We start from the raw sequence: 10,642 nt of genomic DNA on the forward strand, positions 1-10,642 counted from the left end.
CCCCTCAGGCGCCCGATTGCAGGTGGCGGACCACCAGATTCTTCAGAAGCGGCAATTGTCCGTGAAAGAAATGCCCCCCCGCGGGGACGACTGTGACAGGCAGTATCTGGGGCCGGGCCCAGTCCATCACGGCGGACAGCGGCACGGTGTCGTCCTGCTCGCCGTGCACGACCAGCGTGCGCAGGTGGGCATCGGGCGGCACCGGGGCCACCGTGAAGCGGCTGGCGGCCGTGCCGACCAGCACGGCCTTCTCCACGCGCTGCGTGGGCCACAGTGCCTCCAGCGCATGGCTGGTGACAAATGCACCGAAAGAAAACCCCGCCAGCGCCAGGGGTTGCCCCTCGGCGGCGGGAGCCACCTGCTCCACCACCGCCAGCAGGTCCTGCAACTCACCCCGTCCTTCGTCGTACACGCCGGCCGTGGCGCCCACGCCGCGGAAGTTGAAGCGCACCGCCGTCCAGCCACACTGCACAAACGCGCGCGCCAGGGTCTGCACCACCTTGTTGTCCATGGTGCCGCCAAACAGCGGATGCGGGTGGGCGATGATGGCGACGCCACGGGGCGCCGCGCCATCGGCCAGGGTGGCGCTGTCGCGCACGGCCTCGATGGCGCCTGCGGGGCCGGACAGGGTCAGGCGTTCGGTCTGGGCATTCACGGATTTGCTACTCAATCAATAGCAACAGGGGCATGATCCACTAGCGCCTGCTGCCAAAATCGTTCCAAGACAGGGATGGAGCCGCGCTCAGCGGCCAAGTTCCGCTGGCGTGACCAGACGCTCCACCACCTGGCCGTTCTTGAGGTGCGATTCGACGATTTCGTCGATGTCCGCCGCATCCACATAGGTGTACCAGGTGCCCTCGGGGTAGACCACCGCCACGGGGCCACCCGCGCAACGGTCCAGGCAACCGGCCTTGTTCACACGCACCTTGCCGGCACCCGCCAGCCCGGCGGCCTTGACCTGGGCCTTGCAGCGGTCAAAACCCGCCTGTGCGTTGTGGTGCGCGCAGCTGTCTTCCCCGTTGGTGCGCTCGTTAAGGCAGAAGAAGATGTGGCGCTGGTAATAACCGGGCGCTGCGGCCGGTGCGGAAGGGGTGTCGCTCATCCCTGCATTTTAAGGACCCCTGCCTCTTCCAGCGGGCGAGGCCACGCCCCAAGCCCCTGCCCGGCCACACAGAAAGCCAGAGGCCATCGCCCTGCGACTCAGGCCCCGCCCTCTCGCCGGGACACCCGAAACACCACATACAGCAGCGTCAGGTAGGGCCACAGCCAGCCCAGCCACTGGCCCAGGCCATAAAAACGGATGAAACGGCCCTGCTCCCAGATCTGCAGCGTCTGGGCAAAGTAGGCACTGGTGGGCGCCTGGTTCAGCAGTGCCAGATGCCAGGTGAGCGCCAGCAGCAGCACGGCAGCGCAGGCACGGCGCGGCAGGGCCAGCATCAGCAGGGCCAACGCCAGCGCCGCCCAGACGCCTACGCGCACGGGCAGATCCATCCACTCCCAGGCGTGCACGGGGCCCCAGCTGAGTGCGGCGGACAGCGCGGTCAGCACAATGCCCACACCCACCACCGCCAGCGCAAACAGGGCGCGCCGCCCCATCTGGCGGATCACGCAATACCCCAGCAGACAGGGGATGAGCAGCCCCAGGGTGACGCACAGCAGCTCGCCGCTGGGTGACAGCGGGTCCAGCTCGGTCTCGCGCAGGGGCAGCCACTCCAGGAACGGCGTATCGGCCAGCAGGTCGATGAGCGCGGCCTCCAGCCGCTCCAGCACCTGGCCCAGGCCAAAGGGCACCGCGGCCGGAAACAGCAGCGCCAGCGGCCACAGCGCCAGCAGCACCATGCCGCCCGAGGCGTCGGACACAAACCAGCGCGCCCGGAAGTCGCTCCAGCGGTCCAGCGCCCCCAGCCGCTCCAGCAGCGCGGCGCTCAGCGCACCGGCCAGCGTGCCCAGCGCGTTGAGCGCCAGGTCCAGGTTGGAGGGCACGCGCCGGGGCAGGTAGATCTGCAGAAACTCCATGCACAGCGACAGCAGCGTGCCCACCAGCGTGGCCAGCGCCACCGCCCACAGCACACGCCGCCAGCCCGATCGCAACAGGCCCAGCACCAGCAAAAAGCCCAGGGGCGCGTAACCCACGAGGTTGGTGACCACGTCAAACCCCGTCCAGTACGGCGGGGGCAACCGGGCCAGCAGGAAGACCAGGGGGTCGATGCCCTGCTCGCGCCACCCGTCAAACGGGAACAGGCTGGCAAAAACGATCAGCGCCGTGTACGTCAGCGCGAGCGGCCAAGCAGAGGTTTTGTGCATGCGCCCTCTGCGTCTCCGTCAAAAGGGTTTGACCACCACCAGCACCACGGCCACCAGCAACAGCAGCACCGGCGCTTCGTTGAACCAGCGGAACCACACATGGCTGCGGCGACTGGTGCCGTCGGCCAGCTTGCGCAGCAGCACGCTGCACGCATGGTGGTAGCCGATGACCAGCACCACCACAGCCAGCTTGGCATGCATCCAGCCATTGCCCGGGCCCCGGCCAATGCCGTAGCCCAGCCACAGCCACAGCCCCAGCGCAATGGCGGGCACAGCCAGCAGGGTGGTAAAGCGCATCAGCTTGCGCGCCATGAGCAGCAGGCGGTCGCGCTCGGCGGCCGAGCCGGGCGCCACCATCGCCAGGTTGACGAAGATGCGCGGCAGATAGAACAGGCCCGCAAACCAGCTGGCCACGAAAACGATGTGAAAGGCTTTGACCCAGAGCATGAGGGCAGTTTACGGGCCTACGCCACTCCGACGGGACAACCCCAAAAAAAAGCCCGGCAGATCCGCCGGGCCGGGAAAGCCTGTGCCGCATCGCTGCAGCCCAGGTCCCGCTCAGGGAGGAAAAGCGGGGGGCGGCAAGCCGCCCGGCACCAATCTAGCACTGGGCCTGGGCGGTTACAAGCGGCTTTTCCAGAGCGCGCCCGAGGCGCCAACAACCGCCGCCCGTCCCCCTGCCACCGGGGGGCGAACAGGTGCACAGCGCCACAGGGAGGGCTTCATAATCCGATGATGCATCTCCAAAGCCCTGCCCCCTTCCCCCAGAACCGCCCGCGCCGCCTGCGCCGCGATGCCTTCACCCGCCGCCTGGTGCGCGAGAACGTGGTCACCGCCGACGACCTGATCTACCCCGTGTTCGTGCACGAGGGCACGAACCGCAGCGAGGCCGTGACCTCCATGCCCGGCGTGGACCGCCTGAGCCTGGACCTTTTGCTGCCCGTGGCCGAAGACTGCGTGAAGCTGGGCATCCCGGTGCTGGCGCTGTTCCCGGCGATTGACCCGTCGCTCAAGACACCGGATGGCAAGGAAGCCCTGAACCCTGACGGCCTGATCCCGCGCGTGGTGCGGGCGCTGAAGAAGGAGTTTCCCGACCTGGGCGTGATGACCGACGTGGCGCTGGACCCCTACACCAACCACGGCCAGGACGGTGTGCTGGACGAGACCGGCTACATCATCAACGACGAGACGGTGGAGATCCTCACTGGCCAGGCGCTCACGCATGCCGAGGCGGGCGTGGACATCGTCGCCCCCAGCGACATGATGGACGGCCGCATTGGCGCGATCCGCGAGGCGCTGGAGGTGCAGGGCCACATCCACACCCGCATCATGGCCTACAGCGCCAAATACGCCAGCGCCTTCTACGGCCCCTTCCGCGACGCGGTGGGCACGCGCGGCGCCCTGGGCAAGGCCGACAAGAACGTGTACCAGATGGACCCCGGCAACAGCGACGAGGCCCTGCGCGAAGTGGCCATCGACATCGCCGAAGGCGCCGACATGGTGATGGTGAAACCCGGCATGCCCTACCTGGACATCGTGCGCCGGGTGAAGGACGAGTTCCACGTGCCCACCTTTGCCTACCAGGTGAGCGGCGAGTACGCCATGATCAAGGCCGCTGCCGCCAACGGCTGGCTGGACCACGACGCCGTGATGATGGAAAGCCTGCTGGCCTTCAAGCGCGCAGGCGCCGACGGCGTGCTGACCTACTTTGCGCGCGACGTGGCACGCAAGCTACAAAAATAATAGCTGTCAGCGCATATTCCACTGGCGCTACCGGCGTTTTTGACTGAAACCACGGTGTCCATGCGCATCTTTCACATCCACAGCAGCGGCGTGCAGGAGCTGACAGCCCTGCCCGCCCAGATGCCGACGCAGGGTTTCCTCTGGATCGCCTGCGCCCGTCCGGCCTTTCAGGCGCGGCTCGCCGAGATCCAGGGCCGCCTGCAGGCGCTGATCGGGCTGCAGCTGGTGGACCTGCATGTGTCCGACCTGCTCAACGCCCAGCTGCCCTCGCACTACGACTACACCTCGCAGTACGACCTGCTGGTGTTCCGCCGCCTGGCCACGGTGCAGGGCGATGCTGCGCAGGCTGGGCAGCCCGGGCCTGCTGCCCCCGCCACACCGGCCGTTGCCGCCGAGCCCGACAACAACCCCAACGCCCCGGTCAAGCGCAGCGGCCCGCCCGTGCTGCGTCGCATCGACACCAGCCCCGTGGGGTTTGCGGTGTTCGACCAGCTGCTGCTGACCGTGCACCCCACCGACTGCGCGGTGCGCGATGCCTACGCGACGCGGCTGCTGGCGGCCACCCCGGCCAATGGCAATGGCAATGGCAATAGCAATGGCACCAACGCCACCGCCAGCCATGCTGCCGCCCACGGCAACGCCCACGCGGGCCCCGGCATGGGCGAAGGCCGCAGCAGCCCCATCTCGGGCTCGCGCCTGCCCACCAGCCCCGCCGACCTGATGCTGCGTGTGGTCAACCAGATGGTGGACGGCTACCTGGACCTGCGCCGCGAGCTCACCCGCCAGCTGGACCACTGGCAGACCGAACTGCTCAAGCCCCGCGCGCGGTACGTGAACTGGACCTCGCTGCTCGAAGCGCGCCTGTCGCTGCACATGCTCGACGAGATCTGCGAAGACCAGCGCACCGCCGTGCAGGACTGGATCGACGCGCTGGAAACCTGGGCCCTGCCCGACACCCCGGCGGGCCTGCGCGAGCTGGACCTGCTCAAGGTGCGCAGCCGCGACGTGCTGGAGCACATCGAGCGCGTGGTGCACCACGTGCGGCGCCTGGAGCAGAGCACCGAAACCGCCGTGCAGATGCACTTTTCGGTGCAGAGCAACCGCACCAACGACATCATGCGCACCCTCACGGCGCTCACGGCCGTGTTTTTGCCGCTGAACCTGATTGCGGGCATTTTCGGGATGAACTTCGAGTTCATTCCACTGGTGCACAAGGCCGATGGCTTCTGGTGGGCCATGGGGTCGATGGTGTTCATCGCGGTGTCGCTGGTGCTGCTGTTCTGGCGCAAGCGGTATCTGGCGAGGACAAGATAGGAACATCCCCCTGAGGCCCTTCGGGCCTTCCCCCTTCTCTCGGCTTTGCCGGGAAGGGGGACGATGCCCTCGCTGCGGGGCGGCCCTTGCTTGGCATCCCTGGCTTGGGTCAGCGCCCGTATCAGCGTGCGTCACCCAAAAACAGGAAGGGTCATGCGTTCCAGTGCCTTATGGCCAGGCCACCCCAAACAACCCCGCCGCGTTGTCCCACGCCACCTTGCGCGCCACGTCGGCGGGCAGGCCGCCCAGCCACTGGCGGTAGCCCTGCATCAGGCTTTCGTAGTGCTGCCAGCGCTGGTTGACCCAGGTGTCCGAGCCGATCACAAAGCGCGTGGGGTACTTGAGCAGCAGCGTGCGCCAGGCAGGGCACAGCTGGTTGTCGTCGCAGACCAAGCCGGGGCGGTACGAGAGTTCGCCCACCAGGCCCGGGTAGCGGGCCATCAGGGCGTCCACCCGCTCCACCGGCGCGCCGCCGATGCCGGTATGGGCCCAGATCAGACGGGCCTTCTGGCCCCTGGACGGGGTGTTGGCCATGAGCAGGTCGATGGCGGTGTCGTCCACATGGGCCAGCACCACCAGGTCCCGCTGCTCGGCCAGGGCCATGAGCTTTTTGGCCACGGGGCCGTTGGCGTTGGCGCTGTCGTACAGGTGGAATTCGCCCAGGCCCCGGTAGGGGCCGGCGGGCGTGCCCCGGGCCAGTTCGGTCTGCACCATGTCGTAGATGGTGTCGTCGGCAAACCAGCCGGTGTAGTCGGCGCGGTTGCGGTACAGCCGCACAAACGGCACCACCGTCACGCCGGCCTCGCGGGTCTGCGGCAGGCCCGCCAGCGTGAGCGACCCGGCATTGGGCCGCGAGTTGGCCACGATGGCGCGCACGCCGCTGGCCTTCATGCGCGCCAGCACATCAGCGGGGGGGTGCGGGCCTGCTTTGCCGTCCCAGGCTTCCTCGTTGTAGTGCAGGTGGGCGTCGAACAGGGGGCCGGTGTAGTCGGCCGCGTGGGCGCTAGCGCACAGCGCTATCAAACCCATAGCTGTCAGCGCATGACGGACTAGCGCTTGGGGCCAAAAACGCCTGAAATCCGCCATGATCACCCCCGTTGGTCGTTCGCTATCGTGTCGCGGTCACTGGGGCGGTCTCAGCCCAGGTGCTTGGCAAAAAAGGCCAGGGTGCGCTCGCGGGCCGTGTTGGCAGCGGCCTCGTCGTAGCTGCCGCGCTGGTCGCAGTTGAAGCCGTGGTCGGCAGCGTACACATGCACTTCGACCTCCGGGTGGGCCTTGCCGAAGGCCTGCACGCTGTCGAGCGGAATCCAGTGGTCACGCTCGCCAAAGTGGGCCAGCACCGGCACCTTGGGGGTGCGGGCCACTTCTTCCGGTGTGGTCACGCCACCGCCGTAGTACGGCACGGCGGCCGACAGGCCCTGCAGCTGGCAGGCCGAGCGCCAGGTCAGCAGGCCGCCCCAGCAGTAGCCCACGATGCCCACCTTGCCGCCGCTTTGCTGCGCGGCGTAGTCGATGGCGGCCTGGATGTCGGGCATCACGCCCGGCGCGGGCAGGGCCTCGACGGCAGCCTTCAGGCCCATGCCGGCCTGCATGTCGTCACCGGTGTAGCCCAGCTCCACGCCCTGCTTGACGCGGTGGAAGGTGGAGGGCGCCACAGCCAGATAGCCGCTGGCGGCATAGCGGTCGGCCACCGAACGGATGTGCGAGTTCACGCCAAAAATCTCTTGCAGCACCACCACGGCGCCACGGGGCGTGCCTTCGGGCTTGGCGATCCAGGCGGGGGCCACAAAACCGTCACTCGATGTCAGATCAACAAACTGTCCCATGCTGAATGCTCCTTTGCTTTGGTAAATATGGCGCGTGAATGGGCCGCAATAGGCCCGCGATGTCGGCCAGGACGCTGCGCGGCGGGGCGCAGAACCTGTTCCAATGCGCCATTCTTGCAGGAGACCCCACCCCATGGAGAAGATCGCACTAATCACCGGCGCCAGCCGGGGCATTGGCGCCGCCACCGCACGGCTGGCCGCAAAACATGGCTGGGCCGTGGTCGTCAACTACCTCGCCAACGAGGCCGCCGCGCAGGGCGTGGTCGATACCATCCGTGCAGACGGCGGCACCGCCATCGCGGTGCAGGGCGACGTGGCGAGCGAGGCCGACATCCTGGCCATGTTCCAGGCGGTGGACACCGAGCTGGGCCGCATCAGCGCCCTGGTCAACAACGCCGGGGTGGTGGACGTGACCGCCCGGGTGGACGCAATGAGCACCGAGCGCCTGCGCCGCATGTTCGACACCAACGTGATCGGCAGCATCGTCTGCGCCCGCGAAGCCGTGCGGCGCATGAGCACGCGCCATGGCGGCAGCGGTGGCGCTATCGTCAACGTGTCCAGCGCCGCCTCGCGCCTGGGCTCGGCACACCAGTATGTGGACTACGCGGCGGCCAAGGGCGCCATCGACACCTTCACCATCGGCCTGGCGCGCGAGGTGGCGGCCGAGGGCATCCGCGTGAACGCCGTGCGCCCCGGCCTGATCGAGACCGACATCCACGCCAGCGGCGGCCTGCCCGACCGCGTGCGCGACCTCTCGCACCAGGTGCCCATGTTGCGAGGCGGCACGGCCGACGAAGTGGCCGAGGCCATCGTCTGGCTGATGTCGCCCGCAGCAAGCTATACCACCGCCACCTTGATGGATGTGTCGGGCGGGCGCTAGAAGAGAAGGCCCGGCGCCACGCTGTCGCAGGCACGCTGCAGCGCAGCATGCCCGACCGCCAAACGGCGCAGAAAACACCGCATACTCGCGCACAGCCCGGGCTGCGCCACCCTCATCGGCCGTTGGCCTGAGCCCCCCGAAGAACCACCCGCCCACTTGCCCTTGGGAGCGCCCTGATGGACCTCAAACCCCTGATCACCCTGCTGGCCATCGTGAACCCGCTGGCCATCGTGCCGTTCTTCATCCACTACACGCAGGGCTTCTCGTACCCGCAGCGGCGCCGCACCATCCAGGTGGCCAGCTTCAGCGTGTTTTGCGTGATTGCCGCCTGCGCTCTGCTGGGCCTGCAGATCCTCGACTTCTTCAACATCTCGCTGCAGAGCTTTCAGGTGGGCGGCGGCATGCTGCTGCTCATCAGCGCGATGAACATGCTCAACGCCCAGCCCGCCGAGGCCAAGCCCAGCACCAACGAGTTTGAAGAAGGCGCCGAAAAGGCCGCTGCGGGCAGCAGCATCGCCGTGGTGCCGCTCACCATCCCGCTGCTCACCGGCCCGGCCAGCATGTCCACCGTGGTGATCTACGCCGACCGCGCGCAGGGCGTGTGGCAGACGCTGGCGCTGGTGGGCTACGGCGTGGTCATCGCGCTGGCCACCGCCGTGTGTTTTGCGCTGGCTGACCCGATTGCGCGGGTGCTGGGCAAGACCGGCATCAATGTGATGACCCGCCTGATGGGCTTGATCCTGGCCGCGCTGGCGGTGGAGGTGATGGCGGACGGGCTGGGCAAGCTGTTCCCCATCCTCGTCGCGCGCTGACCGCCCATGTCTGCCCGCCTGCTGCTGCTCGAAGACGACCCCGCCATCGCCCGCACCGTGGCCTATGCGCTGGAGCGCGACGGCCTGACCGTCACGCACAGTCTGCTGGTGCACGACGCGCGCCAGCAGCTGCAGCGCGCACGTTTTGACCTGCTGGTGCTGGACGTGGGCCTGCCCGACGGCAGCGGCCTGGACCTGCTGCGCGATGTGCGCAATGCGCCGCCCACTGCCGCGCTGCCCGTACTGATGCTCAGCGCCCACGGGGAGGAGATTGACCGCGTGCTGGGCCTGGAGCTGGGCGCGGACGATTACCTGACCAAACCCTTCAGCCCCCGCGAACTGGCCGCCCGCGTGAAGGCGCTGCTGCGCCGCGCGGGCCACGGGAACGGAAATGGCAACGGCCACCCGGCCTCTGCACCCGCCACCTCGGCCGCTGCGCCTTTCCACGACGACGAGACGGGCCAGCGCATCAGCCTGCGCGGCCAGGCCCTGCCGCTGACCCGGCGCGAGTACCGCCTGCTGTCCCACCTGCTGCGCGGTGCAGGCCGCATCCACTCGCGCGACGCCCTGCTGGCCGCCGCCTGGGGCGACGACAGCGAAAGCACCGACCGCACGGTGGACACCCACATCAAGACCCTGCGCGCCAAGCTGCGCGAGGTGGACCCGGCGCGCGAGTACATCAGCACCCACCGGGGCATGGGGTATTGCCTGGATGTGTGATGCCCCCCTGAGTCGCTGCGCGCCTTCCCCCGTGGGGGGACGCCACCCGTGGCCCGGCAAAGCCGGTTCCACGGTGGCACTGGCCTGCGCAGCGCCGGTTTCAAAGCGCGTGCGCGCAGCGCGAGGTTAGCCCATGCGCCTCGGCATCCGCCTGCTGTTCGCCTTCTTCCTCATCAACGGCATCGCCGCGTTCTTTGTGCTGCGCGTGTTCATGGCCGAGATCAAGCCCAGCGTACGCGAGGTGATGGAGGACATGATGGTGGACACGGCCAACATCCTGGCCGAGCTGGCCAGTGACGATCTGGCCGCCGGGCGGTTGGCACGGGGGGATGACAACAGCAGCGCCAGCCCGTTTGCCCAGCATGTGCGACGCTACGCCACGCGGCCCATCGACGCGGCGATCTGGGGCTTTTCCAAGCAGTCACTCGACTACCGCATCTACGTGACCGACACCACCGGCCGCGTGCTGTTCGACTCGGAAAACCGCGCCGTGGGCGCCGACTATTCGCGCTGGCGCGATGTGGCGCGCACGCTGCGCGGCGAGTACGGCGCGCGCTCCACCCGCGAAGTGGAGGACGACGACACCAGTGGCGTGATGCACGTGGCCGCGCCCATCTATGTGAACAGCCAGATCGCTGGCGTGCTGACCGTGGCCAAGCCCACGCGCACGGTGCAGCGCTTCATCGACCGGGCCGAGCGCAAGGTGTTCATGGGCGGGCTGCTGCTGCTGGCGCTGTCGGCCGCCGTGGGCGTGGCAGTGACGCTGTGGATGGTGTGGAACGTGCGCCGCCTGCGCGACTATGCGCTGAGCGTGCAAGGCCCGGCCGATGGCGAACGCCACGACCCCAACCTGCCGCCCCCCACCGCCCTGGCCGTGCCCGAGGTGCCCGGCGAGCTGGGCGACCTGGCCCGCGCCATGGACCGCATGCGCGCGCGGCTGGAGGGGCGCGACTACATCGAAGGCTACGTGCGCGCGCTCACGCACGAACTCAAGAGCCCCGTGGCCGCCATCCGGGGCGCGGGCGAGCTGCTGCAAGACGAGC

At 68.4% G+C, this 10,642-nt stretch carries 12 protein-coding genes; 6 read left to right on the forward strand and 6 right to left on the reverse strand.

Features of this window, described 5'->3' with window-relative positions; all coding sequences use genetic code 11:
* Positions 1-4 precede the first annotated feature (4 nt).
* From DBR23_RS03540 to DBR23_RS03555, 4 genes are all read right to left on the reverse strand, one after another.
* A complete protein-coding gene (locus tag DBR23_RS03540) occupies positions 5-655 on the reverse strand; it encodes an alpha/beta hydrolase (RefSeq protein WP_056642991.1) in 651 nt (216 codons plus the stop codon).
* Between the two features lie 87 nt (positions 656-742).
* On the reverse strand, positions 743-1,102 hold the full coding sequence (locus DBR23_RS03545; protein ID WP_015012182.1) for a ferredoxin: 360 nt from the start codon (positions 1,100-1,102) through the stop codon (positions 743-745).
* A gap of 98 nt (positions 1,103-1,200) precedes the next feature.
* Positions 1,201-2,304: a VanZ family protein gene (locus DBR23_RS03550; RefSeq protein ID WP_056057538.1), complete on the reverse strand. Its 1,104-nt coding sequence runs from the start codon at positions 2,302-2,304 to the stop codon at positions 1,201-1,203.
* 18 nt (positions 2,305-2,322) lie between these two features.
* Positions 2,323-2,751, reverse strand: a complete 429-nt coding sequence (locus DBR23_RS03555; protein WP_015012180.1) for a CopD family protein — start codon at positions 2,749-2,751, stop codon at positions 2,323-2,325.
* 288 nt (positions 2,752-3,039) lie between these two features.
* On the opposite strand from DBR23_RS03555, the gene hemB reads away from it, so the two are divergent.
* Entirely contained in the window at positions 3,040-4,047 is a 1,008-nt protein-coding gene (hemB, locus tag DBR23_RS03560; RefSeq protein WP_108497348.1) for a porphobilinogen synthase, read from the forward strand.
* Between the two features lie 60 nt (positions 4,048-4,107).
* Complete coding sequence (locus tag DBR23_RS03565; RefSeq protein ID WP_199227623.1) at positions 4,108-5,361, forward strand: magnesium transporter CorA family protein; 1,254 nt, start codon at positions 4,108-4,110, stop codon at positions 5,359-5,361.
* 168 nt (positions 5,362-5,529) lie between these two features.
* Here the strand turns inward: DBR23_RS03565 and DBR23_RS03570 are convergent, their stop codons facing one another.
* On the reverse strand, positions 5,530-6,390 hold the full coding sequence (locus DBR23_RS03570; RefSeq protein ID WP_108497342.1) for an amidohydrolase family protein: 861 nt from the start codon (positions 6,388-6,390) through the stop codon (positions 5,530-5,532).
* 107 nt (positions 6,391-6,497) lie between these two features.
* On the reverse strand, positions 6,498-7,187 hold the full coding sequence (locus tag DBR23_RS03575; RefSeq protein ID WP_108497343.1) for a dienelactone hydrolase family protein: 690 nt from the start codon (positions 7,185-7,187) through the stop codon (positions 6,498-6,500).
* Positions 7,188-7,320: 133 nt separating this feature from the next.
* Between DBR23_RS03575 and DBR23_RS03580 the strand changes: the two genes are divergently transcribed.
* From DBR23_RS03580 to creC, 4 genes are all read left to right on the forward strand, one after another.
* On the forward strand, positions 7,321-8,067 hold the full coding sequence (locus tag DBR23_RS03580; RefSeq protein WP_108497344.1) for an SDR family oxidoreductase: 747 nt from the start codon (positions 7,321-7,323) through the stop codon (positions 8,065-8,067).
* 176 nt (positions 8,068-8,243) lie between these two features.
* On the forward strand, positions 8,244-8,879 hold the full coding sequence (locus DBR23_RS03585) for a MarC family protein (protein ID WP_108497345.1): 636 nt from the start codon (positions 8,244-8,246) through the stop codon (positions 8,877-8,879).
* 6 nt (positions 8,880-8,885) lie between these two features.
* Positions 8,886-9,599 carry a winged helix-turn-helix domain-containing protein gene (locus DBR23_RS03590; RefSeq protein ID WP_108497346.1) on the forward strand — a complete coding sequence of 238 codons (714 nt, stop codon included), beginning with the start codon at positions 8,886-8,888 and terminating at the stop codon, positions 9,597-9,599.
* A gap of 133 nt (positions 9,600-9,732) precedes the next feature.
* Positions 9,733-10,642 (forward strand): two-component system sensor histidine kinase CreC (creC, locus tag DBR23_RS03595; RefSeq protein ID WP_108497347.1); only part of this gene is annotated, 910 nt, incomplete at its 3' end.

This window comes from Acidovorax sp. HMWF018 (genome assembly GCF_003061035.1).
GTDB lineage: Bacteria > Pseudomonadota > Gammaproteobacteria > Burkholderiales > Burkholderiaceae_C > Acidovorax > Acidovorax delafieldii.

What these genes read in the sequence shown, in the direction of transcription:
- hemB (WP_108497348.1), top strand. Translation starts at nt 3,040, where the DNA reads ATGCATCTCCAAAGCCCTGCCCCCTTCCCCCAGAACCGCCCGCGCCGC.
- DBR23_RS03570 (WP_108497342.1), bottom strand. Translation starts at nt 6,390, where the DNA reads ATGGGTTTGATAGCGCTGTGCGCTAGCGCCCACGCGGCCGACTACACC.
- DBR23_RS03550 (WP_056057538.1), bottom strand. Translation starts at nt 2,304, where the DNA reads ATGCACAAAACCTCTGCTTGGCCGCTCGCGCTGACGTACACGGCGCTG.
- DBR23_RS03590 (WP_108497346.1), top strand. Translation starts at nt 8,886, where the DNA reads ATGTCTGCCCGCCTGCTGCTGCTCGAAGACGACCCCGCCATCGCCCGC.
- DBR23_RS03555 (WP_015012180.1), bottom strand. Translation starts at nt 2,751, where the DNA reads ATGCTCTGGGTCAAAGCCTTTCACATCGTTTTCGTGGCCAGCTGGTTT.
- DBR23_RS03585 (WP_108497345.1), top strand. Translation starts at nt 8,244, where the DNA reads ATGGACCTCAAACCCCTGATCACCCTGCTGGCCATCGTGAACCCGCTG.
- DBR23_RS03580 (WP_108497344.1), top strand. Translation starts at nt 7,321, where the DNA reads ATGGAGAAGATCGCACTAATCACCGGCGCCAGCCGGGGCATTGGCGCC.
- DBR23_RS03545 (WP_015012182.1), bottom strand. Translation starts at nt 1,102, where the DNA reads ATGAGCGACACCCCTTCCGCACCGGCCGCAGCGCCCGGTTATTACCAG.
- DBR23_RS03575 (WP_108497343.1), bottom strand. Translation starts at nt 7,187, where the DNA reads ATGGGACAGTTTGTTGATCTGACATCGAGTGACGGTTTTGTGGCCCCC.
- DBR23_RS03565 (WP_199227623.1), top strand. Translation starts at nt 4,108, where the DNA reads ATGCGCATCTTTCACATCCACAGCAGCGGCGTGCAGGAGCTGACAGCC.